We start from the raw sequence: 26757 nt of genomic DNA, 5'->3' as shown, positions 1-26757 counted from the left end.
TCCCACTCCCATTATCTCCAACCTCCAAAGGTTCCCAAAACCTTTGGAGGCATGAGAAAGTAAATTCTAGATAAATTCTGAAGAGGGGAAACCCTCTTTTTTAGTTGTTTCTTCTGCTAAAATTTGCTATACTGAGAAAAAGGAGTAGGCTATGGAAGAGTTGAATATGTGGTATCTTGTCTGGCTTGGATTGGTCTTGGTGATTGCAAGTTCTGTCTTCTATGATGATAAGCGGTATAAGCCTTTCGGCTTTCGCTATTGGCTAAGTGTTGTTGGAGCCTTCTGTCTGGTTTTGGTTGCCCTAATTTCCTGCTTAATCTTTGTAACTAGCATTTCCTTGATGCTCTATCATCGATTTGGTAATGGCACCGTTTTGCTTGGAATTCTATTTTTTCTGATGACGTTTGCTTTAGTGAGTTATGCCTATTTTGCCTGTAAAAGGGTTGTTGCTCGTACACGGTTTTATCGGTCAATGACGAGGAGGGACTAGTACGAATATAATTGGTGAATTAATCGTTGAATTTTTGACGGAATTGCCAGATTTTGATTCCAAAAAGCACAAGCCTTTCGGAGGTCGCTATTGGTTGGGCTGGCTAGGGATTTTGGTGAATCTGATTATGGGAGCTTTCTTGACCTTCTTAGTAGGTTATACACTTTTTTCCATAGGCAAAGGCAATCTAGCGTTCATTCTCATTTTCAATCTCTTTCTTATTCCAACTACCTTATTTTGGTTTTGGCGGACCAGTCGCCTGTTCAAAAAAATGTGGCAGACCACCCTTTATTATCTTGATAACAAATCTTAGCATCAGCCTTGCTGATGTTTTTTCAACTGTGTTTTAAGGAAAAGATTGGTTGTTTTGTGCTATAATAGACCCTATGAGAATTGTATCAGGAAACTATGGCGGACGGCTCCTCAGGACCTTAGATGGCAAGACGACACGACCGACTTCGGACAAGGTTCGTGGAGCCATGTTCAATATGATTGGTCCCTATTTTGAAGGTGGGCGAGTGCTGGATTTGTATGCTGGTAGCGGTGGCTTGTCCATTGAGGCAGTATCTCGGGGCATGGATGAGGCGGTCTTGGTCGAACGTGATCGCAAGGCCCAGGCCATTATCCGAGAAAATATAGTCATGACCAAGGAGGAAGGTAAGTTCCGTCTCTTGCCCACGGAGGCCCGTCAGGCCTTGACTCAACTGGAAGGAGTCTTTGACCTGGTCTTTCTGGATCCGCCCTATGCGGAGCAGGAGATTGAGGCAATGGTCACTGAACTCTGCCAGCGAAAACTTCTGTCCGAGGATGTCATGGTGGTTTGCGAGACGGATAAATCTGTCACACTTCCTGAAGAAATCGCAGAGCTGGGCATCTGGAAGGAAAAAGTCTACGGAATAAGTAAGGTAACAGTCTATGTCAGATAAAATTGGAATGTTTACAGGCTCCTTTGATCCCATTACCAAGGGACATTTGGACATTATCGAACGGGCCAGTAGCCTTTTTGACAGGCTTTATGTGGGGATTTTTTACAATCCCAATAAAAATGGTCTCTTTACTGGTCAAGAGCGGCTGGACTTATTGGAGAAGGTCTTTGCCAAAGATGAGAAGATCCAGGTCTTTCTAGCGGGTCAAGAGCTGGTGGTCGATGCAGCCCATGAACGGGGAGTGACCCATATTGTCCGCGGTTTGCGCAATGGGATTGACCTGGAATATGAGGCCAATTTTGATTATTTCAATCGCCAGTTGGCCCCAGACTTGGAGACGGTATATTTGATTTCCAAGCCGGAATACCGCAATATTTCGTCCAGCCAAATCCGTGAACTGATAGCCTACAAGCAGGATATTAGTCCTTATGTGCCCGAGCTTGTTAGTAAGGAAATAGAAAAGCATGAAAAAAAATAAAGGTCTCATTTTAATTTTATCTATCATTTTAGGAGTACTCTTGCTCTGGTTTACGGTCTTTGTTCCCCTGCCCTATTATATCGAGAGTCCTGGCGGAGCCATGGATGTGAAACAGGTCCTGACGGTTAATGAGGAGGAGGACAAGAAGGACGGTTCTTATGAGTTTACCTATGTCTCTGTCCAGCAGGCAACGGCTCTGCAGCTGCTCTTTGCCCAGTTTGATCCCTATGCGGATATTACTTCGGCTGAGGAGATGACGGGAGGAGCAGACAGCGAGGAATATTTCCGGATTGCGCAATTTTACATGGAAACTTCGCAGAATATGGCCAAATACCAGGGATTAACCCTGGCCAAAAAAGATGTTGAAATGGATTTCTTTGGGGTCTATGTGCTTGATTTGGCGGAGGATTCGACCTTTAAGGACGTTCTCAAGATTGCGGATACGGTTGTCAGTATCAATGGCAAGACCTTTGAGTCGTCGCCTGATTTGATTAAGTATGTCAGCGGTTTGGAACTGGGCAGTCCTGTGACGGTGGGCTATGTGACAAACGGTCAGGAAAAATCAGCTGACGGTAAGATTATCAAGCTGGTCAATGGAAAAAATGGTATCGGAATTACCCTGGTGGACCACACAGAGGTCAAGTCCTCAGTACCTATTGACTTCCAGACGGGCAATATCGGCGGTCCTAGTGCAGGTCTCATGTTCACTTTGGCTATCTATACCCAGCTGGCTGAGCCAGATTTAAGGGATGGCCGGACCATTGCAGGAACGGGAACCATTGAGCAGGACGGCAAGGTCGGCGACATTGGCGGGGCGGACAAGAAGGTCCTTTCTGCTGCCAAGGCCGGTGCCAGCATCTTTTTTGTTCCTAATAATCCTGTGGATAAGGAAATCCTAAAAGAAGATCCAGATGCCAAGACCAACTATGAGGAGGCCAAGGAGGTTGTAGAGAAAGCGGGAGTAGACATCGAGGTCGTACCTGTCAAAACAGTCCAAGATGCCATTGATTATTTGAAAAAATAGAGTTTGTGGAGTAACCTAGTTGCTCCTTTTTTCTTAAAATTGTCAGAAATTTCTTTGAAAACTGATAGGAGGAGCATTCCTGTTAAAATCATGGTATAATGGTAAGGTTAGAATGTATGAGAAACCAATAGAATGGAGGCCCAATGAAAAAAGAAATTACACCAGAAATGTATAACTACAACAAGTATCCTGGTCCTAGTTTTGCTCGGGTTGGGGACAAGGTTGTCTCTGAAAATATCGAGTTGGACTTGCTAGAAAATCACAAGGATGCCTTTGACCAGACCATTTTCGGTCAACGCTTTTCCCAGCTTATGCTCAAGTTTGACTATATTGTGGGCGACTGGGGCAATGAACAATTGCGTCTCAAGGGATTCTACAAGGATGATAAGACGGTCAAGTCTGACTTGAAAATCGGTCGCTTGGATGACTATCTGACCGAGTTTTGTAATTTTGGTTGTGCTTATTTTGTCTTGGAAAATCCAAATCCACAGGAGCTGCCTGAAGAGGTGGAGGACAGACCACGTCGTAAGCGGAGCCGGTCTCGTAACCGCAATCGCAACCAGCAGCGGACGGAGCCTATTTCCCATAAGGAACAGCAAAAGGCTCAACCGGAGAAGAAGGGGCGGGACAATCGTGCCAAGTCCAACAGGAATGACCGCAAGAAGGGGGCACGCCAGGATAAGGTGGCTGACCAGTCTCGGCACTTTACGGTCCACCATGATAAGAAAGCTGGCAAGCAGGCGCCCAAGCAGGAGCGTAGACAAGCATCGGATGCCAAAGAGACCAAGCGTAGTTTTGTCATCCGTCAGAAGTAGGGAGAAACATGAAACCATCAATTTATTCATTTAGCCAGGCCAATTTGGTGGACTGGATTTTAGAAAATGGCGAGAAGAAATTCCGCGCAACTCAGATTTGGGAGTGGCTCTACCGTTCGCGGGTCCAGTCCTTTGAAGAGATGACCAATTTGCCCAAATCTTTGATTGAAAAACTGGAGGAGAACTTTGTTGTCAATCCTTTGAAACAGCGGATTGTGCAGGAGTCAAAAGACGGTACGATTAAATACCTGTTCGAGTTGCCAGACGGCATGCTGATTGAGACGGTGCTCATGCGTCAGCACTACGGTTTGTCTGTCTGTGTGACGACCCAGGTCGGCTGTAATATCGGATGTACCTTCTGTGCCTCTGGTCTCATACCCAAGCAACGGGACTTGACCAGTGGTGAAATTGTGGCTCAAATCATGCTGGTGCAGAAATATTTGGACGAACGTGGACAGAGTGAACGTGTCAGCCACATCGTTGTCATGGGGATTGGTGAACCGCTGGATAATTACGATAACGTCATGACCTTCTTGCGGGTTGTCAATGATGACAAGGGGCTGGCTATCGGTGCCCGTCACATTACTGTGTCGACGTCTGGCTTGGCACCAAAAATCAAGGATTTTGCCCGCGAAGGCGTTCAGGTCAATCTGGCCGTGTCCCTTCACGCGCCAAATAATGACCTACGTTCCAGCATCATGCGCATCAACCGTAAGTACCCTATTGAGGTTTTGTTTGAGGCGATTGAGGATTATATCCAAACGACCAACCGTCGCGTGACCTTCGAGTACATCATGCTCAATGAAGTGAATGACGGTTTGGAACAGGCTCAGGAATTGGCAGACTTGACCAAGAATATCCGCAAATTGTCCTATATCAACCTGATTCCTTACAATCCGGTATCTGAGCATGACCAGTACAGCCGGTCGACCCGTGAGCGGACCCTTGCCTTCTTTGACCTGCTTAAGAAAAATGGGGTCAACTGTGTCGTTCGTCAAGAGCATGGTACGGATATTGATGCCGCTTGTGGTCAGCTGCGTTCCAATACGCTCAAGAAAGACCGTGAAAAGGCGCGTGCCCGCATCGCTGAAGCCAAGGCCAAGGCAGGTATTCAGGCATGAGAAGGTTATTCCTCAGTGACGGCAATTTGACTGGTCTTGGAAGAAAGATATACAAAATCTTAGCTGGAGCCTATGCTCTGGCTATTGTTTTCATGTGTTTCCTCCCGCAGTCCTGGTACCCCCAGTACAAGGATTTTTCCACTCCGGGCATCATCCAGGTCGGGCGCCTCTATTTTCTGCCGGTTCCCTTTAATAGCATCGTCAACGGTGACAAGGTCGACAGTCTGGCGGATTTGGGCTGGATTTTCCTGCAAAATGCCACCAATATTTTCCTGCTCTTTCCTCTCGTTTTGGCTCTTGTTTTTCTTTTTGAAAAATGGCGGAGCCTTCGAGCAGCTGCCCTCTATAGTTTTTGTATCAGCCTCTTCATTGAGTGCACCCAACTCTTGTTGGATCTTCTGATTGATGCCGGCCGTGTCTTTGAAATTGATGACCTCTGGACCAATACGCTGGGTGGGGTGTTGGCTTACCTGTTCTATCGGTTCTGGTACCGTATCTATAAGCAGAAGAAATAAAATGAATGATTATTCGGATTTTTCAGAAAATTCCGCAAAAACCATTGACTGCTTTCATATAATCTTGTAAAATATGTATAATTAATCAAATGACTTACGGGATTTGGTTAGTGGATGAAATAATGATGAGATTCCTTGAATATTCGTGCATGTTTATTCGTCTTGTTTCATAGAAAAACCTCACTGTTTAGCTGTTACAGTGAGGTTTTTTCTGTGTTTCAAGTGATTTATTTCCAAAAATTGTCAAATACTGTAATCGGTAGGTGGCGTTTGTGTTCTGTTTTTTTCCACCAGCCTTCGATGATTTCTTGGGCTTGGAGGTCGATGGTTTTCCCCTCTAGATAATCATCAATCTGATTATAGGTCACGCCGAGGGCTACTTCATCTGCCAGACCGGGCTTGTTTTCCTCCAAATCAGCCGTAGGAACTTTATCATAGAGTTTGCGGTCGGCACCGAGAGCAGCCAAGAGTTGCTTGCCTTGACGCTTGTTGAGGCGGAAGAGTGGGAGAATGTCTGCACCGCCATCGCCATGCTTGGTGAAAAAGCCTGTAATATTTTCTGCGGCATGGTCGGTTCCGATAACGGCACCCTTGCGTTCGCCAGCGACAGCGTATTGGGCAATCATCCGCATGCGGGCCTTGGCATTTCCCTTGTTAAAATCAGACATTGGCAGGCCAGTCGCTTTGACGGCCTCCGCCATAGCATCTGTCGCATCCTTGATATTGATGGTCAGGCTGACATCTGGCTGAATGAAAGCAAGAGCGGCTTGGGCGTCGGATTCATCAGCCTGAACGCCATAAGGGAGACGAATCGCTATGAATTGGTAGTCCTCATCTCCTGTCTCAGCCCGCATTTCTTCCATGGTTAATTGGGCCAGACGACCAGCAAGGGTGGAATCTTGACCGCCAGAAATGCCCAGAACATAGGTTTTTAGAAAGGGATTTTTTTTTAGGTAATCCTTGAGAAATTGGATAGATGTGCGGATTTCTTCTTGTGGATCAATTTTGGGCTTGACGCCCAGCTGTTGGATAATCGTTTTTTGTAAGGTCATAGGAGCCTCTCTTAGATAGATTTTGCTTGACTTTGCTTGCGAATGCGGTGGATGAGGTCCATCTTGTTATCCCAGACATCTTGGGCAAGGTCAACAGGGTAGAGCTGTGGATTGAGTACGCGCTTGTATTCGTCCCAGAGTTGGTCAATTTCTTGGTTGGCATAGGATTGAATATCCGCCAAACTTGGTAATTCATAGACCTGCTTGCCTTCTTCAAAAATAGGAACCAAGAGCGGACGAGCCTCAAAATTCTCTATCGTCTTTTTGATATAGGTGTAGGTCGGGTGGAACATGTAGATGCTGTCCATCTTGGTCACATCTGTGTCGGCAAAAGTAATATAATCGCCTTCTGACTTGCCTTTTTCTTTAGAAGTAATGCGCCAAACCTGTTTTTTACCCGGGGTAGACACTTTTTCTGCGTTGGACGATAGTTTGATTGTGTCACGCATGACTCCATTTTCCTCTTCGATGGCAACAATCTTGTAGACAGCACCGAGAGCTGGTTGGTCGTAGGCTGTAATCAATTTTGTTCCGACACCCCAGACATCAATTTTAGCCTTCTGCATCTTGAGGTTGAGGATGGTATTTTCATCCAAGTCGTTAGAAGCGTAAATCTTGGCTTCAGTAAAACCAGCGTCGTCCAGCTGTTGACGGACTTTTTTAGAAATGTAGGCCATGTCACCAGAGTCAATACGAACACCTTTGAAATTGATTTTGTCGCCCATTTCCTTGGCGACACGGATAGCGGCTGGCACACCAATACGGAGGGTATCGTAGGTATCGACCAAGAAAACGCAGTCCTTATGAGTCTCTGCATAGGCCTTGAAGGCTTGATAATCGTCGCCATAGGTTTGAACCAAGGCGTGAGCATGGGTACCAGCTACAGGAATGCCAAATATTTTGCCGGCTCGGACGTTGGAAGTGGCTGAAGCACCACCGATAAAGGCTGCGCGTGTTCCCCAGATGGCTGCATCCATTTCTTGGGCCCGGCGTGTCCCGAATTCCATCAAGGGTTCGTCCTCGATAACGGCTTTAATGCGACGGGCCTTGGTAGCAATCAAGGTCTGGTAGTTGACGATATTCAAAATAGCCGTTTCAATCAATTGGCACTGAGCCAGCGGTCCCTCAACCTGCATAATCGGTTCATTGGCGTATACCAAATCCCCTTCCTTGGCTGAACGAAGGCTCAACTTCATCTCTAAATTGGCTAAATAATCCAGAAAATCCTCTGGATAGCCCAATTCGGTCAAGTAGTCAATATCTGTCTGGCTAAAGGTCAGGTTGTTAAGATAGTGGACAACCCGCTCTAGCCCTGCAAAGACTGCGTAGCCATTTTCAAAGGGTTGCTTACGGAAATACACTTCAAAAACCGCCCTTTTATTGTGAATGTTTTGCTTGAAGTAGACCTGCATCATATTGATTTGATAGAGGTCGGTGTGCATGGTCAGGCTGTCGTCTGTATATAGAGTCATGGTATTCTCCTTTGCTAACAATAATATCATTATAACAAAAAAAATCGGGAAAACCCGATTTAAAGAACAATAGTCACCAAAATACTGGCCAAAAAGAGGAAGGGGACATAGGGCAGGGACCGAGATTTAAAGATGTAGAAGATAGCCAGACCCAGGAGGGAGCTGATTTGGACAATCCAGAGAATTTCGGTAAAGCCAAAAAGCAGGGATAGGCTGGCTAGATAGAGGAAGTCGCCTGAGCCGATAGACTTGGACATTTTTTCTGTCACAAAGGCTAGGACCAAAAAGCCACAGAAGAGCCAATTGAGTTGAGATAAGATTAGGGCTACAAGGGTAAAGACCAACCAGACCATGAAGGGATATTCCTGGTGTTTGATGTCATAAATAGTCAAGACCAGGCCGCCAAGGACCAGCACCATTTCCATAAGGGAAAGGACTTGAAAATGGCAGAGCAGGACCAAGAGACCAGACAAGACTTCCAGTCCCAGATACCAATAAGGGATTTTGGCTCTGCAGTAGCGGCATCTGGATTTGGTCAGGACTTGGGAAACAATGGGAATCAAATCCCAGGCCTTGAGCCTACGCTTGCAGGCATTGCAGTGGCTGGCAGGTGCAACGATAGATTGCTCGGGAAACCGGTCGATGACCAGACCGAGGAAGGAACCGATAGAGGCTCCAAGGAAAAATAAGATAATTGCTTTCATACCTATTAGTTCGCAAAAGGGAGAGGAAAATGAGATATTTTTTAAAATTTTTTTACAAAATTTCGATGGTACTCTGGATAATGCCAAAGGAATGGAGAGAATTCCGTATTTTTGCTTTGGTCTTGTCTGCTACAGCAGGATTTGTCAGTTTGACCGTCACAGTCGCACAATGGTCATATCCATCCATGGTCCAGACATTTAGCTGAGTGATTTCGTGAACATTTTCAAGAGCCAGGAGGACTCCTTTAACTTCTTCAAGATTTACTCCTTGCGGACTGGTTTCAAGTAAAATCTTAACATTGTTCCAAGCTTTTGGCAGGGCTTTGGAGAGGATGAAGATAGCAATACCGAGTGAGAGTAATGGGTCTAGAAAGTACCAATCAGTGAATTGAAGAATGATGGAAACAAGGATGACCGCCAGCCATCCCAAAATATCCTCTAAAAAGTGTAAGCTGAGAATGGATTCATTATGGCTATGGCCATTTTTTACAATACGAGAAGCAAAGAAATTGATGATGACAGCGATAATCCCAAGTATCAGCATCCCATCCTGATTGACAGGCTGGGGATGGAAAAGATTGGGAATGTTTTCTACAAGGATCAAGCTGGAGCCGATAATCAGAATGCTGGAAGTCAAGAGAGCAGCCAAAATATTCCATCTCTTGTAGCCAAAAGGATAGAACTTGTCAGCAGGTTTATTGGCATAGGTTTGCATGATGGCAGAGCTTCCGATGGCGAGGGCGTCACCCAAATCATGAACAGCATCTGCTAAGATGGCGCTGGAACCAAAGAGCCAGCCAAAGATAAACTCGATGATAGAAAAGCTGAGATTGAGGAGAAAAGCGATAAATGTATTTTTAGAAGATGACATGAGATTCCCTTTCTGTGTTATACTGTTTATAGGTTTATTATGTACTGTAATGAGCCGAAAAACTAGAAACAAGAGAAACGGTTTGTCTTTTTCTGAACAAATTGTTTGAAATGTACGAAAAATGGATAGACGAATTGCAAAAACAAAAAGAGCTATTTTTCAGGCTTTTTTGACCTTATTAAATGATAAAGGTTATGATGACATGCGCGTGCAGGATGTTATTGACCTGGCAGATGTGGGGCGTTCCACTTTCTATGCCCACTATGCCAGTAAAGAGGCTCTTTTGGAAGAACTTTGTCATGACCTCTTTCACCACTTATTTACAGGTCGTGAAGATGCGGATGTGAAGACTTTGTTGGCTCATATTTTCAAACACTTTCGAACCAATCAAGACCGAGTTGCCAGCCTTTTATTGTCCCGCAATGCCTATTTTCTAAGAGAACTGGAAGCGGAGCTGAAACACGACATTTTTCCAAAAGTGGTTGAAGACTACATGCAGGGCAAGGGGAATCTTCCAGAGGATTTGCTGGTACATTTTGTTGTGACCACTTTTGTGGAGACGGTCAGCTGGTGGTTGCAGCAACGCAAAAAGGTGGACGAAGCCACCTTGACCGAATATTATGTAAGATTATTAGCTTAAGGAGTGAAAATGCTTAGACCTTTACACATGGCTCATGCCTTTTTAGAAGAGATTTTAACAGACCAGGACCTAGCGGTCGATGCGACTATGGGAAATGGCCATGACACGCTATTTTTAGCCCAGCGAGCAGGAAAAGTTGTGGCCTTTGATATTCAGGAACAAGCCCTGACCACAACAGCTGAAAAACTAGAAAAAGCTGGCTTGACCAACGCCCAATTGGTCTTGACTGGTCATGAAAACCTGGACCAGTATGTAGATGAGTGTAAGGTAGCTATTTTTAATCTAGGCTATTTACCGTCAGCGGATAAATCGGTCATCACCCTACCTGATACGACCTTGGAGGCCATTCAAAAAGTCCTGGACCGCCTGGTGGTAGGTGGCCGTCTGGCCATCATGATTTACTATGGTCATGAGGGTGGAAGTAGAGAAAAGGATGCTGTGCTGGACTTTGTGAAAGGATTGGACCAGACTGTCTTTACAGCCATGCTCTACCAGCCCCTCAATCAGGTCAATACACCGCCATTTTTGGTCATGGTAGAACGGATGAAGTAGTTTAGTGCTATCCTACTGAGAAAGCGGAGGTGATTCTATCAGTCATACATTTATCTTGATACTCTTATTGATTCTATTGATTGTGTCCAATACCCTTTATAGGCTCAATCCAAAACTGCCCCTGCCCTTTGTCCAGCTGCTCTTGGGGGTCCTGGTCGGTGCCTTGTTTGGTGACGAAACTGTAGGGATTGACGCCGGGCTTTTCCTGGCCCTGGTCATTGCTCCCCTCAACTTCCGTGAGGGACAGGAGAGTGATATTGAGAGCTTGAAGCGACATAAGTCTACTATTGCTTACTTGATTTTTCCTCTGGTCTTTTTGACCACTCTGGCTATTGGTGGTTTGGCAGGCTATCTTCTCCCAGTGGAAATTCCCCTGCCACTTAGCTTTGCCCTGGGAGCTGCCTTAGCTCCGACGGATGCTGTGGCCTTTCTGGCCTTGTCCAAACGCTTTAAGTTTCCCAAGAAGTTAGAAGAAATCCTGACCCTGGAAGGCTTGCTCAACGACGCGAGTGGCCTGGTTGCCTTCCAATTTGCCATCCTGGCCTTGACGACCGGGACCTTTTCCCTCCTGCAGGCCAGTGGGCAATTGGGCTGGGTTTTGCTTGCTGGTGCCCTTGTTGGCTTACTCTTTGTATTCTTGCACCGAGCGGCCGTTTCTATTCTGGAAAAATTAGATGCGGCTGATGTTGCTGGGGTCCTCTTGCTGGAAATCTCCTTGCCTCTCTTGGCCTATCTAGTAGCTAGTTATCTAGGCGGGTCAGGCATTATCGCCGTCGTGATTGCAGGTCTTTTCCAGTCCAAGCAATTGAAGAAAATGTCCCTCTTTGATGCGCGTGTCAACCGAGTGACGTTCATTATCTGGGAGACTCTGAGCTTTATTCTCAATGGCTTTGTCTTTATCGTTTTTGGTTATGAATTTACCCGGATTGTCCAGCCGGCCTTGAAGAATCCCTTCATCAGTAATGCTTGGCTGATGACGACGGTCTTGGTCTTGACTGCCAGTCTCTTTCTGGTTCGATTTGTGGGTATTTTCCTGTTGAAATTAGTTAAGAAATCTGGCGATTACCAACTAAAGAACCTGCTTATCTTGACCTTTTCTGGAATGAAGGGCTCGGTTTCCATAGCAACCATTCTCCTGCTGCCGGAAGTGGATCAGACAACCTACAGTCTCATCCTCTTTACGGTCGGCATGGTTACCCTCTTTAGTTTCCTGACCGGTCTCCTTGTCCTGCCCCTTTTAGCAGAACCTCGAACAGAGGCGACCATCCCAGAAGGTCCCGCACGCTTGGCGATTTTGAAGGAAGTGATTGATGTCTTGGAAATGGATGTGGAGCATGCCAACAATCCTAGTACTATCTATGCAGTTATCGGTCAATACTATAAGCGGATGGAAAATCTGCAACGCCAGCTCATTCCTGTGGAGCAACGACGTGAAGTTGCCAAATTACGCTTGAAAATCCTAGAAATTGAACGAGCTGGTCTTGAAAAACGGTTTGAAGAGGGCCTGTTGGATATGCCTTCCTACCGGATTTACCAATCCTATCTCAGCGAAATGGAGCAGGACATCAACCGAGACTTGGTAGCTACCTGGACCTATCTATTTATGATTGGTCGCCGGGTCCTGGCCAAGTGGTACCATGAATGGGTGGAATTGGTGAAAAACAAGGGACGACGGATGAAAGCTGACAATCAACATGGTCATCCAGCCCTGTCAGATTTGTTTATTGCAAATACGGTTGATATCATTGCCTTCCTCAATAGTTGCCAGTCAAACTATCCCAAGGACTATCTGACTATTCTCAAGCACTACCGGGTCTACCAGTCCAAGCTTGTCTTGGCTGGGGTTCGAGTAGAAGACCTGATTGGTCGTCTCAAGCCGGATAATTTGGAGGATTTGCTGCGAGGATTTTACCTGGAAAGGAAGATTGTGGCCGAATACGAGGCAGATCAGCTCATTTCCAATCAGGTTGCCAAGGACCTTCGCCGCAATATCAACCAGCTGGAAAGCTACAGTTTACGGGAATTTGATTCATTTTAATAGTGGGCTCGTAAGCTAATTCAAATAAACAGCAAAAAACCAGGTTTTCCTGGTTTTTTAGTCTAATATTGGCTTGATAAAAATCCGTTCCTCCCCGAGTTCAATCAGTTCGACCTGATTGCCATAGAAGTCACCCAAAAGTTCAGGCGTCAGGATTTTCTCCTTTGGTCCTTGGGTCAAAACCTTGCCTTCCTTGAGCAGGAGGACATGGCTGAAGTTGCTGGTGATTTCCTCCGCATGGTGGGTCACAAAGATGATAGCAGGCGCCGTCGGTAGCTGACAGATATGGTCGATATGCTGGAGTAGGCGCTCACGAGCCAAGAGGTCCAGACCAACCGTCGCCTCGTCCAAAATCAAAATTGCTGGATTTTCCATAAGACTGCGGGCAATCAGCAGCAGCTGACGCTCCCCCTGCGACAGACTAGCATAGGTCCGCCCAATCAAATGCCCCGCACGAATTTCCCGCAACATGGCTGTGGCCTCATCGATTTCTGCCTGACCGTATTCCTTGTAAAGAATGGAGGACTTATACTTTCCTGTCAGGACAATCTGCTCTGCCGTCAGGTCGATAGGAAAACGTTCGGCTAGAAAGGAGCCAACCACACCGATTTTTGTACGGAGGCTGGGGATGTCCCCTCTGCCAAATTCAACTCCGAGAACAGTCAGGTCCCCAGACGATTTCCAAAATTCTGCCATGAGAATGCGTAGCAGTGTAGATTTTCCAGCCCCGTTAAGACCCAGGATGGCCCAGCGCTCGCCTTCCTTGAATTCCCAGTTGATGTCCTCTAGTAAGTTTTTACCCTGTCGGCGGTAGCTGACATTTTTCATTGAAATAATCATGACCCATCTCCTCATCTTTTTGACCATTTTACCACAGAATGAAAGATTCAGCACATTTCTAGCAAATTTTAGAAATTGTGGTATAATAGGAATGCTATAACTTTTATTTTAGGAGACATTCATATCATGGAAGACCCCGGTAGTCAGACCATTTACATTCAATTATTTGTTTTGCTCTTGTTGACCCTGCTCAACGCCTTTTTCTCGGCTTCAGAGATGGCCCTGGTGTCGCTCAACCGCTCTCGTGTGGAGCAGAAGGCAGCCGAGGGGGAGAAGAAGTACATTCGCCTGGTTTCCGTCTTGGAAAATCCAAATAACTTCTTATCGACCATACAAGTCGGCATCACCTTCATCTCCATTCTTTCGGGTGCAAGTTTGGCTAGTGATTTAGGTGCGATTTTGGCCCAGTGGCTGGGCGATTCGGCTACAGCTCAGACAGCTGGCTATTGGTTGGCTCTGGCACTTTTGACCTTTATTTCCATTGTCCTTGGTGAGCTTTATCCCAAGCGGATTGCCATGAATATGAAGGAAAATCTAGCAGTTGTAACGGCTCCTGTCATTATTTTTCTTGGCAAGATTGTCAGCCCCTTTGTCTGGCTGCTTTCAGCTGCGACCAACCTGATTAGCCGTATCACACCTATGAATTTTGATGATGCGGATGACCAGATGACCCGTGACGAGATTGAGTATATCTTGACCAAGAGCGAGCAGACCTTGGATGCGGAAGAAATCGAGATGCTGCAGGGGATTTTCAATCTGGACGAGCTCATGGCCCGTGAGGTTATGGTTCCTCGTACCGATGCTTTCATGGTGGATATTGATGATGAAATTGCCGCCATTATGGCTGAAATTCTCAAGCAAAACTTTTCTCGTATCCCAGTCTACGAAGGCGACAAGGACAATGTGATTGGCCTGATTCATACAAAGAAAATCTTGGCGGAAGGCTTTACCAACGGCTTTGATAATCTCAATATTCGCCGCATCATGCAAGAACCGCTCTTCGTACCGGAGACAATTTTTGTGGATGATTTGCTCAAGGCCCTTCGCAATACCCAAAACCAAATGGCTATTTTGCTGGACGAATACGGTGGCGTTGCTGGTCTTGCTACCTTGGAAGACCTTCTGGAAGAAATTGTCGGTGAAATCGATGATGAGACCGATAAGACAGAAGTCTTTGTCCGTGAAATTGCAGACAATACCTTTATCGTTCAGGGGAATATGACCCTCAACGACTTCAATGAACATTTTGATATGGAGTTGGAGAGCGATGATGTGGATACCATTGCCGGCTATTATCTGACAGGTGTGGGTACCATTCCAAGCCAGGAGGAAAAAGTTTCCTTTGAGGTGGACAGCAAGGGCCACCACCTGGTTCTCAGCAATGATAAGGTGAAAAATGGTCGTGTGACCAAGCTGAAGATTCTTATCACACCGATTGAAGAAGATTCAAACGAGAAGGATTAGGAAACTAGTCCTTCTTTTTTTGCATTTTTATCGGAAATAGGCTAGACTAATAGCTTATTAAGAAAAGTGGAGAAGTGTTATGAGAAATTTGATTGTATTTTTGCATTCGTCAGTAGACGGCATGGTTGAGGGACCAAATGGTACCATGGATATTGGCTTTGTAGCTTACAATGAAGAATTGGAGGCGGTAGCCAATCAGGTCCTGTCTACTGTCGATACAATCCTGTGGGGACGCAAGACCTATGAGATGATGTATGGCTACTGGCCGACTATGCTGGACAATCCTGATGCTAGTGACCATGAGAGAAACCATGCTGCCTGGATTGAGAAGGTTGAAAAGTTGGTCTGCTCGACCAGCCTAGAGAAAGCGGGTTGGAACAATACGAGCTTGCTTAAAGGTGACATTGTTTGACAGTTGAAGCAGCTAAAAATGCAAGAAGGTGGAGATATTCTGGTCTTGGTGAGCTCACGTCTGGCTAAATTTCTCATGGAAGAAGGCCTAGTAGATGTATTGAAATTAAGCATTTCTCCTGTATCTTTCGGTGGTGGATTCCGTCTTTTGGAGGGGATTACAGCAGAATTTCAGCTTCAATAGAGCCAGGTTCTGAAGTCTGGCGTGCTGGCTGTGACTTATGAGATAAAATAAAAATCCTGAATATAGGATTTTAAATAAAATTTGGTAAAAAGAAGAGGCATCCCGATTGGAATGCCTTTTTCTACCGATTAAGCTAGCCTCTGGGACTATCTTAACGACGGATTTCTTTGATACGAGCTGCTTTACCTTGAAGAGCACGCAAGTAGTACAATTTAGCACGACGTACTTTACCGTAACGAACAACCTCAATCTTGTCAACACGTGGAGTGTGGATTGGGAATGTACGTTCAACACCTACACCACCAGAGATTTTACGTACAGTGTACATTTCTGAGATGCCTTGGCCTTTACGAGAGATAACAACACCCTCGAAAATCTGGATACGTTCGCGGTTACCTTCGACAACCTTAGCGTGAACACGTACAGTGTCACCAGGACGGAAAGAAGGGATGTCAGTGCGAAGTTGACCTTCTGTCAAACTTTGGATCAATGGATTCATTTTTTTCTCCTATCTTTGTCAATCATAGGTGCTTTTAAACCCAGCGGATAAACTGTATTTTTGTGCGTCCATTACACACGAAAAATATTCTACCTTATTTTGATAGATTTGTAAAGTAATATGCTGGATCTTAGAAAAAAGTGAAAGAAGGATGGGCTCGGTTTTGGGACAAATCATGAAAACGTATTATTTTTCTTTTCAAGGTAAATCCCAACCTTTCTCTCGGGTTTGTGTTATACTGGATAAGTTGCAAGTCTGATGTCGGCTCGTTCGCGACCGATAGAATGTATTGTTACAAAAAAAGCCGTATAAGACAGCTTCGCACTGTCTTGTTAGAAAAGAGAAAACATTGAAATTTACAGATTTACAGTTGTCCGAAGACATTTTGCTTGCCGTTGAGAAGGCGGGGTTTGAAACACCGTCACCTATCCAAGAGCAGACTATTCCGCTTGCTCTTGAAGGCAAGGATGTGATTGGTCAGGCCCAGACGGGGACTGGGAAAACCGCAGCTTTTGGTCTGCCAACCCTCAACAAAATTGACATCGACAATCAAGCTGTTCAAGCCTTAATTATTGCTCCAACACGTGAGTTGGCAGTGCAAAGTCAGGAAGAACTCTTCAAATTTGGTCGTGAAAAGGGTGTAAAAGTTCGCTCTGTTTACGGAGGTTCTAGCATTGAAAAACAAATCAAGGCCCTTCGTTCAGGTGCCCATATCGTAGTTGGTACACCTGGTCGTCTTTTGGACTTGATTAAGAGAAAAGCCCTCAAGCTTGACGGAGTTGAAACCCTCATTCTTGATGAGGCGGATGAAATGCTCAACATGGGCTTCTTGGACGATATTGAAGCGATTATCGAACGTGTGCCAGCAAGTCGCCAGACCCTTCTATTTTCTGCGACCATGCCTGAGCCAATCAAGCGTATCGGTGTCAAGTTCATGAAAGAGCCTGAGCACGTTAAGATTGCGGCCAAGGAATTGACCAACGTCAACGTGGATCAATACTATATCCGTGTCAAAGAAAATGAGAAATTTGACACTATGACACGCCTCATGGATGTTGACCAGCCAGAATTGTCTATCGTCTTCGGTCGTACCAAACGCCGTGTCGATGAATTGACTCGTGGACTCAAACTGCGTGGCTTCCGTGCAGAAGGGATTCACGGAGATTTAGATCAAAATAAACGCCTGCGTGTTATCCGCGATTTCAAGGGAGATCAAATTGATGTTCTCGTTGCGACAGACGTTGCAGCGCGTGGATTGGATATCTCAGGTGTGACACATGTCTACAACTACGATATTCCACAAGACCCTGAAAGTTACGTACACCGTATCGGTCGTACAGGTCGTGCTGGCCAGTCTGGTCAATCGATCACCTTTGTTTCGCCAAATGAAATGGGTTACTTGGCTATCATCGAAGAGTTGACCAAGAAGCGTATGAAGGGGCTCAAGCCTGCGACCGCTGAAGAGGCTTTTGAAGCCAAGAAGAAAGTTGCTTTGAAAAAGATTGAGCGTGACTTCGCAGACGAGACCATTCGTGGAAACTTTGATAAGTTTAAGAAAGACGCAGTTAAGTTGGCGGCCGAATTTACCCCTGAAGAGCTTGCTCTATACGTACTCAGCCTGACCGTACAAGATCCAGATAGCTTGCCAGAAGTGGAAATCGCGCGTGAAAAACCATTGCCATTCAAGTTTGCTCCTGGTCAAGCCAAGGGCAAAGGTGGACGTGGTGGTCGCGACCGTGATCGCGGTGGCCGTCGTGATGGAGACCGCAACCGAGACCGTGGAGGACGCCGTGGAGACCGCAACCGTCGCGATGACAAGTTCAAACGTGATAACCGCCGTCAAGACAACAAAAAACCACACCAACGCACCTCAAGTGAAAAGCAAACAGGCTTTGTAATTCGCAATAAGGGTGAGAGATAAAGTTGAAACTGCTTCCTAATTGGAGCAGTTTTTGTTATACTAGAAGTAGTAAAACAGGAGGGTTGACCATGGGCATTTTGACAATGGATAAAGCCTTTGTATTCTAAAAAACAATACAAAGGAGAAAGACATGATTACTTACAAACAAAATCCTCAACTCGACTTTCAAGCAGTCATTGAAATCTATGATTCAGTTGGTTGGACAAATTATACTGACCGGCCTACCATGTTACAGAAGGCCTTGGAACATAGTCTGCTCGTTCTTGCGGCCTTTGACGGTGACCGTCTAGTGGGTCTCTTGCGAGCAGTTGGTGACGGGCAATCAATCGTTTTTATTCAGGACATCTTGGTTCTGCCAACCTATCAACGACAAGGGATTGGGCGTCATCTTTTGGAACAGGTCATTGCCTATTTCCCAGGTATTTATCAGCTTCATCTCTTGACGGACAATACTGAGAAAACACGGTCTTTTTATGAGGAACTTGGCTTTACAGCTGTTGAAAGATTGGACTGTGTTGCTTATACTTATGTAAAATTAAGAACAATTTAGAAATGGAGAGGCTGGTCGACCAGCCTCTTGCTTTGAGCAGATAATTTGAATTTCAAATCAAAAAGAGTAGAATATAATTATCAATAGTTAGTAACACGGAGAAAAACAATGGCAAGTCTATTAATCGTAAAAGCCCACCCACTTGATGCCCAAAAATCCTACGCCTTACGAGCCTTGGAAGAGTTTCAAACTCGTTACGCCAGTTTGCACCCAGAAGATCAGATAGAAGTAGTGGATGTTTTTGAAGACCAGATTCCAGCCTTGGACAAATCCTTGTTAGCGGCTATGGGAGCAGCTAAAAAAGGCGAGAATATTAGTCCTGAACAAGCAAAGCAATTGGACCGTTACAATGCCTTGACCCAGCAATTTCTTGCAGCTGATAAGATTGTCGTCGTCAATCCTCTCTGGAATCTCAATGTGCCAAGTCAGTTGGTATCTTGGGTCAATACCATCAATGTAGCAGGCCTGACCTTTAAGTATGGTTCAGAAGGCTCTATCGGTTTGGTCAAGGACAAAAAGCTCCTGCACATCCAGTCCAATGGTGGTGTTTATGCAGGTCAGGATCCAGCTGCCCAGTACATCAAGTCTATCTTTGAATTTTTAGGCTTTGAAGATATTCATCAAGTCTTTATCGAAGGGCAATCGGCTGATCCGAGCCAGGCTCAGGCTATTTTTGAAGAGGTAATGGCTAAAATTGATCGGATTTTAGAAAGATTTTAAACCAAAACCTCGACCTATTTGGGTCGAGGTTTTTTTGTCATTTCTGCGATGTAGTCTAACTTGCTCTGCCGACTGCGTTTCTTAAACAAAGCCTCGGCAGACATGGCTTCCTGCTTGCTGGAAAAGGCTTCTTGGTAGACCAGGCTGACAGGCAAGCGTGCGCGGGTGTACTTGGCCCCTTTCCCACGATTATGGGTAGCAAGCCGCTTCTCCACATCAGTCGTATAGCCAGTATAAAGACTCCCGTCGGTACATTCCAAGACATAAAAGTAGGCCTTATTTACCATAATAAATCTCACGAATGGCAGGAGTGTAGTCGCCGTTTTCCTCATGGACAACCAGAGGTGGCAGGATGTGTAGCCCATCTACCGATCCGTCCTTGATAGCCTCAATTAGCAACATATTGGCCTCCTTGCTGGCCTTGGGATAGACAAACTGGATGCGTTTGGGAGCCAATTTGTAGGTTCTCAGCGTGTCTAAAATATCCAAAAATCGATCTGGTCTATGCACCATGGCCAAGCGACCATTGGACTTGAGCACCTGTTGGGCCATCTGACAAATGCTGTCTAGGTTGGTTGCAATCTCGTGTCTGGCTAGCAGGTAATGCTCGCTTTCATTGAGGTTTGACTCTTTATCTACCTTGAAGTAGGGAGGATTGCAGAGCATCAAATCAACCTTGGACCGCAGATCATACTGGGGTAGATTTGCCAAGTCATCATTGATAACGGAAAGTTGTTCCTCCAGACCGTTGAGGACAATGGAACGGCGGTTCATATCCGCCAAGCGTTCCTGTAATTCAACCTGAATAATCTGGGCCTTGGTGCGTGTAGAAGCAAAGAGCCCCACCGCCCCATTTCCGCTACAAAGATCAACAATTAGCCCCTTCTGAGCAGGCATTTTTGGAAAGCGAGAGAGGAGGACGCTGTCAATCGAGTAGCTAAAAACCTCCCGATTTTGAATAATCTGAACATCTGTCGAGAAGAGCTGGTCAATCCGCTCCCCGTCTAATAAAACTGGATTGTGCATGAGATTATTATAGCATATCGCAGGCTGTTTAGGTGGGGAAGGAAACACGGAGGTCTAGGATTTTTCTTTCAAATGGATTTTTTAAAACAAGTTTGTTTACATTTGTAGTCAATTGTTGTAAAATATAATTACAAATGTAGTCAAAGGAGAGAAAAAAGAAAAATGCAAAAAGAAAGTATTAGTGTATCAGGCATGACCTGTGCCTCTTGTGCCATGACAGTGGAAAAAGCTGTTGGGAAATTGACAGGAGTAGAGGAAGCCAGCGTCAATTTGGCAACTGAAAAATTGAGTGTCAGTTTTGATGAAAATGTCTTGAGCCTTAGCGACATTGGTCATGCAGTTGAAAAGGCTGGTTATGGCTTGGTCCGCAACCTTATTACAGAAACCTATGCTATTGAGGGCATGACCTGTGCTTCCTGTGCCATGACGGTAGAAAAGGCGCTAGGGAAACTGGCTGGTATGGAAGAAGTGGCTGTCAATCTGGCAACGGAAAAGGCAACGATGACATATGACAAGGATCGCTTAGATGCAGCTGCGATTCTGTCTGCCGTTGAGCAGGCTGGTTACAAGGCTGTCTTGCCACAAACAAATTCGCCTGTTACAGCTGTCGAAAGTAAGGAACAATATCAATCAGATTTGTGGTCCCGTTTTATCTGGTCAACTGTGTTCACCCTGCCCGTACTCTATATCGCCATGGGGCCAATGTTACCGGGTGGTGGTTTACCTTTACCTGCCTTTCTTCATCAACCCTTGACTTTCGCCTTGGTTCAACTATTTCTGACTCTGCCGGTCATGTATATTGGGCGCGCCTTCTATCAAAAAGGTTTTAAGACACTGTTTGCAGGCCATCCCAATATGGACAGCTTGATTGCGGTGGGAACTAGCGCAGCTCTTGTGCAAGGTCTGATTATGACGGTTCTGATTGCGAGAGGTCAGGCGGATCTGTCGCATGGGCACCCCGAGCTCTATTTCGAGTCTGCCGCTGTGATTTTAACCTTGATTACCCTTGGGAAACACATGGAGGCCCTGTCCAAAGGATGGACGTCCGATGCCATCAAGAAATTGATGAACCTAGCTCCTAAGACAGCCAGACTAATCCGCGACGGGCAAGAAGTCACCCTTCCCTTAGAACAAGTCCAAGTTGGGGATGTCTTGCAGGTCCGTCCGGGTGAACAAATTCCAGTTGACGGAAAAGTTCTCCAAGGTCAATCGACCGTGGATGAGTCTATGCTGACGGGAGAAAGTTTGCCGGTCAAAAAAGCAGTCGGTGATAGCGTAGTGGGTGCCACACTCAATCAGCATGGTGCCTTTCAAATGCAAGCGACCAAGGTTGGAGCAGATACGACTCTGGCACAAATTATTCGGCTGGTTGAAGAGGCACAGGGTTCTAAAGCGCCCATTGCCCAGCTGGCTGACCGTGTTTCAGCGGTTTTTGTGCCGATTGTTATGGTCCTGGCCCTCCTATCTGGGTTAGCATGGTGGACCTTGGGGCAAGAGCCTTGGATTTTCTCTCTTTCCATCACTATTTCAGTGCTGGTCATTGCCTGTCCTTGTGCTCTGGGACTTGCGACACCGACGGCTATTATGGTCGGGACTGGTAAGGGGGCGGAAAATGGTCTCCTCTTCAAGTCAGGTCAAGCCGTTGAGGTCCTTCAAAAGGTCGACACCATCGTTTTCGACAAGACGGGAACCATTACCCAAGGCAAACCTCAAGTGACGGACATGACAGTTTTCAGTTCTGCCACTGAGGAAGAAGTTCTCCAGCTGGCAGCAAGTGCGGAGCAATACTCTGAGCATCCGCTGGCTCAAGCCCTGCTCAAATCCGCAGAGGACGCTGGATTATCTCTTCTCCCTAGTCAGGATTTCCAAGCCCTTTCCGGTCGCGGTTTGTCGGTGAAAATAGCAGAGCAGACTATTTTGTTGGGCAATGAAAAGCTGATGAAGGAGTCTGGGATTGCGCTTGGCTCTGCCATTGCGACAGCAGAAACCTACGCCAACCAAGCCAAGACGCCTGTCTATCTGGCAGCAGACGGACACTTGTTGGTAGTCATTGCCATTGCTGACCAAGTAAAACCATCCAGTCACGCAGCCATCCAGGCTTTGCACCAGATGGGATTGGAAGTGGTCATGCTGACAGGGGACAATGAGAAAACAGCTCAGGCCATTGCTGACCAAGTGGGAATTGACACCGTCATCAGCCAAGTCTTGCCAGAGGACAAGGCCAATCAGGTCAAGGCCCTACAAGCCCAAGGCAAGCAGGTAGCTATGGTCGGAGACGGCATCAATGATGCTCCTGCCTTGGCCCAAGCCGAGGTTGGTATTGCCATTGGTTCTGGTACTGATGTCGCTATCGAAACGGCAGACTTGGTTCTCATGCACAGTGATTTGATGGATGTTCCTAAGGCTGTTCGACTGAGCCAATTGACCATGAAAACCATCAAGCAAAATCTCTTCTGGGCCTTTGCCTACAATGTCATCGGCATTCCGATTGCCATGGGCCTCCTCCATCTCTTCGGCGGTCCCCTTCTCAATCCAATGCTGGCTGGAGCAGCCATGGCCCTCAGCTCTGTATCTGTCCTGCTCAATGCCCTGCGTTTGCGGACCAGAAAATTGATTTAAGCAAATTTGTGTCAATCTCTACATCTTTAGTCAAATTAGTGGTAATTTTTTCAAAAAACGCTTACAATGGGTATAGCAATCGGAAGGAGATTGAAAATGACGACATTTATCGGAAAAGAAGTGACCCTAGTAGGTCCACGTTTGCAGGTTGGTGACAAGGCGCCTGACTTTGTCCTCATGGACAATGAACTCAATCTCAAGAGTCTCAAGGACTATGGCAAGAAGACCAAGATTATCAGCGTCGTGCCGTCCATTGATACAGGTATTTGTGATACCCAGACCCGCCGTTTTAATGAAGAGCTGGCTGGCAAGGAAGACACAGTGGTTATCACGGTTTCTGTCGACCTACCATTTGCCCAAAAGCGCTGGTGTGGAAATTCTGGCCTGGAGTCTGCAGTGACCCTGTCCGACTATTATGACCATGCCTTTGGAAAATCCTATGGCCTTCTCATGCAGGAGTGGAACCTCTTGGCGCGTGCGGTCTTTGTCCTCAATGCCGACAATGAAATCACCTACGTAGAATACCTGGACAATGTCAACGAACACCCAGACTATGAAGCGGCTTTAGAGGCTGTCAAATAAAAGAATATAACGGTGTCTGAACAGGCATCGTTTTTTGATAGCAAAAAGCCACCATTTTCGAGGTGGCTTATTTTAGCTTATATCTTTGTAGGACTTTAGCAGTTGCTAATCGGATAAAGGTCAGATAGAAAACTGTCACTCCAGCCATTACCAGCAGGAGTTTCTGTAATTGTTCCCTGATAGATATGGTAGATAGAGTATTTGTGCCGACAAGTAGAGGATAGTCTTCTTGGAAGGTAAATTGGAACTGATGTGCCAATAGAAGTAGCATGAACAGGATGAGAGTATAGATCGCAACTTGGAGGAGAAGAGCAAGTAAGGTCAGGCTAGTGGCATATTGACTAGGGGATAGTCCGTTGATAAGGAGGAGGCCACGATGTTTGGAAAGGTCGGTCATGAGGAGCCAGACTATCAAAGAGCAGATGACAAGGGGGATGATATAGATACTAGCTGGAAGAAATTGTAACAAGGTCAGATAAAAGTCCTTGGGAGCAGTAGGGTAGTGAAAGGTAAGAGTTTGCTCTAGAACTTTTTTATAGACTGTGATACGTTCTGCCAGTTCGCTACTCGTAAAATGATTGACTCTATTTCCCTTTGCCTCCCAGTTTTGCAAGGTCTGGTAGAGTTCTAACTCCGTTTCCAAGACCTCCTGACTTTTTCCTTGGATATGTTCCTTTTCTAAGTAGGTGGTCGTCAGTTCCAAGAGTTTTTTATAATAATCCATGCTTTCCTGGTCTAAGGCTTGGACTTCCTTATCGTCAGCATACAAGACAATTTCAGCTTCTTTTTTGATTTGTATGATACGGGTTCGATCCTCAAATCGTAGGTTTTCGGCCTCTAGAACATTCCGATAGGACAGAGCAAGTGGGATAAGAGCCACAGCAGTCATGAGGGCTAGAAAAATAGCATTACGTTTCAGTCGTAGAATGAAAAGAGTTAGGGTGTTCATAGTCAGACCTCCCTATTCAAATAGTTCTTTATAGATTTCTTCGGACTGGTGCTCCTGAATGCTAATATCCAAAATTTTCACCTGACAAGTCATGACTTGGTCAAGGTAGAAATGCAGACTATGAACACTGGTATCTACCTGAATGCTATCATTGACCAAAGTCAATCCCTCTACTTGTCTAAGTTTCTGATAAACTGTCTGATTGTCACTAGTCTGAACGGTATATTGTCGCCCAACCTGTTCCAGTTTCCACTCAATGATTTTTCCCTGTTTAAGAAAGAGCAGTTGGTCGGTTAGTTGGTCCACTTCGTTTAATTGGTGGGAAGACACGATAATGGTTGAACCATTTTTGGCTAGTTTCTGGAGCAATTTTCTGGTCTGGATGTAGCTGGTTGGGTCCAAGCCGTTCAAGGGTTCATCCAAGAGCATGACCTGGGGCTTGTTCATAATACCGATAGCCAGCAGGAGATGTTGTTTCATTCCTAGGGAATAATTTTTGACAGGGATATTCACATAATCACGGATGCCGATTTCTTGGATGACTTCCTCAATCCGCTCTTTTGGTAAACCTTGGATAGTTTGGACCAATCGCAAATGCTCCAGCCCCGTCAATTCAGGGTAGAGGACACGGTTGTCCTGCAGGTAGGCAAAGGTTTGGTAGACAGTTGGATTATCGTGCTTTTTGCCATTTATTGAAATCTCTCCCGAATCAAAGGTTTGCAGGTTGGCAATGCAGTCTAGGAGGGTTGTCTTTCCAGAACCGTTTGGTCCAATCAAGGCCCAGATTCCAGGTTCCACCAGTTCTAGGTTTAGCTGGTCTAGTATTTTCTTTTTTCCGTAGGATTTGCACAAATTGTGAATGGATAATCGCATGGTTAGACCTCACTTTTTCTTGTCAGGAGATAGAATTGCAGGATATAGATGAGCAGGTTACTGATGAGAAGAACCATAAAGACTTTTGGAATGCTGTATCCTGTTAATTGTTGGTAGATGATAGCACTTCCGTCCGCCAGATTGCCTGCATTCCAAAGGCTGAATGGATTGAAGATATGGGGATAGAAGTTGGCAGAGATGACAAGTCCTAGTGTGACAACCAGTCCAGCCAGTCCATTTTTTAAGACTCTAGCCAAGGTCTGTGCCACTCCCAGCAGAAATAGAAGGTAGAGATAGTGCATGCCACAGGCCAGCAAGATGACTTGATATATAGGTTTAATGGCTGTAGTGATAAAACTGTAAGCCAGTCCACTACTGCTATAGGTGGTAACGGGATAGATCCAGCTACTATTGCCATTTAGCAAAAATGCGATGAGCAAATGGCTCAGATAGAGGGTGAGAAAGAGGGCAGTATAGAGTGTTAGGAAGGCTAGGTATTTATTGGTTGTGATTCGGATTCTAGTCAGCCCTAGGGTCTGTAAAAGGCGAATCTGCCGGCTAGTTCCCTGCTGGTCTTTGATGAAAAAATTGGTGAAAGTTAAGAGAAAGAGGGGAAGGGTGATGACCAGGCCCAGCTGTTTTTGTCCCTGCCAGATTTCATGACTGGTTCCTTTTAAGGCCTGCTGGCCCAGGCTCTTGACGATTTCTCTATCTGTTGGTGTTTGGGGATGTTCAAAGGCTGTTAGGTAAAGCTCAGTTGGAAAGGCTGAGGGTATCTCCTTTTCTAGCAGATACTTGGAAATCAAGTAGGTATTTTCGATAGTTTGTGGGGTAAATTCATAGCTTCGGTAGGAATGGCTGATGTATTGGCCATCCCGCTGATAGTGCTGGATATTTTTCTCATAAAAATAGGTCCAGTCCTCCTTCTTGACCGCCTCAATCTCCTTTTGGTAGTTGGCAATATAGTCTGTAAAGAAGTCCTTTTCAGCCTGATAATCTTCTTTGCTGAGGGCTTGTTTCTGATACTGTGTTTCTAAATCTTGTATGATATTTTCAAATTTTTGAATGTATTGTTCATAGTTCTGGATGACCTTTAATTTAGCTTGCCGATTGTGGTAGCCTGCTAGAAATGAACTAGACAGGATGGCAATCAGCATGACCAAGATAGCGAACAAGTTTTTCTTGCTACGGAAAAATAGCTTACCTTCAATTTGAAACATAGATACCTCCAAAAGAGAAGAGATTGTAGGGACAGGTATTAATTTTTATCTAGAGATAGTTCCTGAATAATATGCTAAGTAACTACCGTCACTAGTTTTTTGATAATCGGTTAAGCATAAAGAGCCAGAATATCTTACGCTATTTCGGTATTCTGTCTATTATTTAGTTTGAGTTAGATTACGAACTACAAAAAATTTTCT

The 26757-nt window shown here is 45.6% G+C and carries 27 protein-coding genes and 1 pseudogene; 17 read left to right on the top strand and 11 right to left on the bottom strand.

Annotated features, from left to right (window positions below):
• Positions 1–151 precede the first annotated feature (151 nt).
• The 7 genes from ACHBHN_RS01875 to ACHBHN_RS01845 all read left to right on the top strand — a co-directional run bounded on the left by ACHBHN_RS01875 (position 152) and on the right by ACHBHN_RS01845 (position 5369).
• A complete protein-coding gene (locus ACHBHN_RS01875; RefSeq protein WP_105110457.1) occupies positions 152–490 on the top strand; it encodes an MFS transporter in 339 nt (112 codons plus the stop codon).
• 386 nt (positions 491–876) lie between these two features.
• Positions 877–1416 carry a 16S rRNA (guanine(966)-N(2))-methyltransferase RsmD gene (gene rsmD, locus ACHBHN_RS01870; protein ID WP_105110455.1) on the top strand — a complete coding sequence of 180 codons (540 nt, stop codon included), beginning with the start codon at positions 877–879 and terminating at the stop codon, positions 1414–1416.
• On the top strand, positions 1406–1894 hold the full coding sequence (coaD, locus tag ACHBHN_RS01865) for a pantetheine-phosphate adenylyltransferase (RefSeq protein ID WP_105110454.1): 489 nt from the start codon (positions 1406–1408) through the stop codon (positions 1892–1894). Before rsmD ends, coaD begins: the two co-directional genes overlap by 11 nt.
• Positions 1881–2918 carry a SepM family pheromone-processing serine protease gene (locus ACHBHN_RS01860; protein WP_394732790.1) on the top strand — a complete coding sequence of 346 codons (1038 nt, stop codon included), beginning with the start codon at positions 1881–1883 and terminating at the stop codon, positions 2916–2918. Before coaD ends, ACHBHN_RS01860 begins: the two co-directional genes overlap by 14 nt.
• A 143-nt stretch (positions 2919–3061) precedes the next feature.
• Positions 3062–3733 carry a YutD family protein gene (locus ACHBHN_RS01855; RefSeq protein WP_105123533.1) on the top strand — a complete coding sequence of 224 codons (672 nt, stop codon included), beginning with the start codon at positions 3062–3064 and terminating at the stop codon, positions 3731–3733.
• 8 nt (positions 3734–3741) lie between these two features.
• On the top strand, positions 3742–4854 hold the full coding sequence (gene rlmN, locus ACHBHN_RS01850; RefSeq protein ID WP_105110451.1) for a 23S rRNA (adenine(2503)-C(2))-methyltransferase RlmN: 1113 nt from the start codon (positions 3742–3744) through the stop codon (positions 4852–4854).
• A complete protein-coding gene (locus tag ACHBHN_RS01845) occupies positions 4851–5369 on the top strand; it encodes a VanZ family protein (protein WP_105110450.1) in 519 nt (172 codons plus the stop codon). Before rlmN ends, ACHBHN_RS01845 begins: the two co-directional genes overlap by 4 nt.
• A 227-nt stretch (positions 5370–5596) precedes the next feature.
• On the opposite strand, the gene nadE is transcribed toward ACHBHN_RS01845, so the two are convergent.
• From nadE to ACHBHN_RS01825, 4 genes are read right to left on the bottom strand one after another with little or no spacing between them, the layout of a single operon-like run.
• On the bottom strand, positions 5597–6421 hold the full coding sequence (gene nadE / locus ACHBHN_RS01840; protein ID WP_394733542.1) for an ammonia-dependent NAD(+) synthetase: 825 nt from the start codon (positions 6419–6421) through the stop codon (positions 5597–5599).
• Positions 6422–6432: 11 nt separating this feature from the next.
• Complete coding sequence (locus tag ACHBHN_RS01835) at positions 6433–7893, bottom strand: nicotinate phosphoribosyltransferase (protein WP_105160596.1); 1461 nt, start codon at positions 7891–7893, stop codon at positions 6433–6435.
• Positions 7894–7952: 59 nt separating this feature from the next.
• Positions 7953–8597, bottom strand: a complete 645-nt coding sequence (locus ACHBHN_RS01830) for a prepilin peptidase (protein WP_172074201.1) — start codon at positions 8595–8597, stop codon at positions 7953–7955.
• Between the two features lie 52 nt (positions 8598–8649).
• The gene (locus tag ACHBHN_RS01825) at positions 8650–9468 is read right to left on the bottom strand and encodes a cation diffusion facilitator family transporter (protein ID WP_105110446.1); all 819 of its coding nucleotides are present in this window, start codon (positions 9466–9468) and stop codon (positions 8650–8652) included.
• Positions 9469–9589: 121 nt separating this feature from the next.
• On the opposite strand from ACHBHN_RS01825, the gene ACHBHN_RS01820 reads away from it, so the two are divergent.
• From ACHBHN_RS01820 to ACHBHN_RS01810, 3 genes are read left to right on the top strand one after another with little or no spacing between them, the layout of a single operon-like run.
• The gene (locus tag ACHBHN_RS01820) at positions 9590–10108 is read left to right on the top strand and encodes a TetR/AcrR family transcriptional regulator (RefSeq protein ID WP_024419426.1); all 519 of its coding nucleotides are present in this window, start codon (positions 9590–9592) and stop codon (positions 10106–10108) included.
• Between the two features lie 9 nt (positions 10109–10117).
• Entirely contained in the window at positions 10118–10660 is a 543-nt protein-coding gene (locus ACHBHN_RS01815; RefSeq protein ID WP_394733541.1) for a tRNA (mnm(5)s(2)U34)-methyltransferase, read from the top strand.
• Positions 10661–10697: 37 nt separating this feature from the next.
• The gene (locus ACHBHN_RS01810) at positions 10698–12698 is read left to right on the top strand and encodes a cation:proton antiporter (protein ID WP_394733564.1); all 2001 of its coding nucleotides are present in this window, start codon (positions 10698–10700) and stop codon (positions 12696–12698) included.
• 57 nt (positions 12699–12755) lie between these two features.
• Here the strand turns inward: ACHBHN_RS01810 and ACHBHN_RS01805 are convergent, their stop codons facing one another.
• On the bottom strand, positions 12756–13538 hold the full coding sequence (locus ACHBHN_RS01805; RefSeq protein WP_257117523.1) for an ABC transporter ATP-binding protein: 783 nt from the start codon (positions 13536–13538) through the stop codon (positions 12756–12758).
• Positions 13539–13664: 126 nt separating this feature from the next.
• Between ACHBHN_RS01805 and ACHBHN_RS01800 the strand changes: the two genes are divergently transcribed.
• On the top strand, positions 13665–15002 hold the full coding sequence (locus tag ACHBHN_RS01800; RefSeq protein WP_105110442.1) for a hemolysin family protein: 1338 nt from the start codon (positions 13665–13667) through the stop codon (positions 15000–15002).
• 79 nt (positions 15003–15081) lie between these two features.
• Positions 15082–15597, top strand: a pseudogene (locus tag ACHBHN_RS01795) (dihydrofolate reductase family protein).
• A 151-nt stretch (positions 15598–15748) separates the two neighbouring features.
• On the opposite strand, the gene rplS reads toward ACHBHN_RS01795, so the two are convergent.
• On the bottom strand, positions 15749–16096 hold the full coding sequence (gene rplS / locus ACHBHN_RS01790) for a 50S ribosomal protein L19 (RefSeq protein WP_011921928.1): 348 nt from the start codon (positions 16094–16096) through the stop codon (positions 15749–15751).
• 349 nt (positions 16097–16445) lie between these two features.
• On the opposite strand from rplS, the gene ACHBHN_RS01785 reads away from it, so the two are divergent.
• The 3 genes from ACHBHN_RS01785 to ACHBHN_RS01775 all read left to right on the top strand — a co-directional run bounded on the left by ACHBHN_RS01785 (position 16446) and on the right by ACHBHN_RS01775 (position 19287).
• Positions 16446–18017: a DEAD/DEAH box helicase gene (locus tag ACHBHN_RS01785; RefSeq protein WP_105123540.1), complete on the top strand. Its 1572-nt coding sequence runs from the start codon at positions 16446–16448 to the stop codon at positions 18015–18017.
• A 130-nt stretch (positions 18018–18147) separates the two neighbouring features.
• Positions 18148–18567, top strand: coding sequence for a GNAT family N-acetyltransferase (locus tag ACHBHN_RS01780; protein WP_105123541.1), 420 nt, complete (start codon positions 18148–18150; stop codon positions 18565–18567).
• A 108-nt stretch (positions 18568–18675) separates the two neighbouring features.
• Complete coding sequence (locus ACHBHN_RS01775) at positions 18676–19287, top strand: FMN-dependent NADH-azoreductase (RefSeq protein ID WP_105123542.1); 612 nt, start codon at positions 18676–18678, stop codon at positions 19285–19287.
• A 14-nt stretch (positions 19288–19301) separates the two neighbouring features.
• On the opposite strand, the gene ACHBHN_RS01770 is transcribed toward ACHBHN_RS01775, so the two are convergent.
• A complete protein-coding gene (locus tag ACHBHN_RS01770) occupies positions 19302–19574 on the bottom strand; it encodes a GIY-YIG nuclease family protein (RefSeq protein WP_394732784.1) in 273 nt (90 codons plus the stop codon).
• On the bottom strand, positions 19564–20313 hold the full coding sequence (locus tag ACHBHN_RS01765; protein WP_105123544.1) for a tRNA1(Val) (adenine(37)-N6)-methyltransferase: 750 nt from the start codon (positions 20311–20313) through the stop codon (positions 19564–19566). The genes ACHBHN_RS01770 and ACHBHN_RS01765 overlap by 11 nt, the downstream gene beginning before the upstream one ends.
• 162 nt (positions 20314–20475) lie before the next feature.
• Between ACHBHN_RS01765 and ACHBHN_RS01760 the strand changes: the two genes are divergently transcribed.
• Together ACHBHN_RS01760 and tpx are read left to right on the top strand one after the other, a co-directional pair.
• Positions 20476–22932, top strand: a complete 2457-nt coding sequence (locus tag ACHBHN_RS01760) for a heavy metal translocating P-type ATPase (protein ID WP_394733539.1) — start codon at positions 20476–20478, stop codon at positions 22930–22932.
• A 96-nt stretch (positions 22933–23028) separates the two neighbouring features.
• Positions 23029–23514 (top strand): thiol peroxidase, encoded by a 486-nt coding sequence (gene tpx, locus ACHBHN_RS01755; protein ID WP_105160587.1) that lies wholly within the window; start codon positions 23029–23031, stop codon positions 23512–23514.
• A 67-nt stretch (positions 23515–23581) separates the two neighbouring features.
• On the opposite strand, the gene ACHBHN_RS01750 is transcribed toward tpx, so the two are convergent.
• Genes ACHBHN_RS01750 through ACHBHN_RS01740 form a run of 3 tightly spaced genes read right to left on the bottom strand, consistent with a single transcriptional unit; the run spans position 23582 to position 26556 of the window.
• Complete coding sequence (locus ACHBHN_RS01750) at positions 23582–24463, bottom strand: hypothetical protein (protein ID WP_394733538.1); 882 nt, start codon at positions 24461–24463, stop codon at positions 23582–23584.
• A gap of 12 nt (positions 24464–24475) precedes the next feature.
• Positions 24476–25336: an ABC transporter ATP-binding protein gene (locus ACHBHN_RS01745; RefSeq protein WP_394732781.1), complete on the bottom strand. Its 861-nt coding sequence runs from the start codon at positions 25334–25336 to the stop codon at positions 24476–24478.
• A gap of 2 nt (positions 25337–25338) precedes the next feature.
• A complete protein-coding gene (locus ACHBHN_RS01740; protein ID WP_394732780.1) occupies positions 25339–26556 on the bottom strand; it encodes a hypothetical protein in 1218 nt (405 codons plus the stop codon).
• Positions 26557–26757 lie beyond the last annotated feature (201 nt).

It is taken from the genome of Streptococcus sp. A22 (genome assembly GCF_043674215.1).
GTDB classification, from domain to species: Bacteria; Bacillota; Bacilli; order Lactobacillales; family Streptococcaceae; genus Streptococcus; species Streptococcus suis_V.
This window is presented reverse-complemented; position numbering and strand designations above follow the sequence as displayed.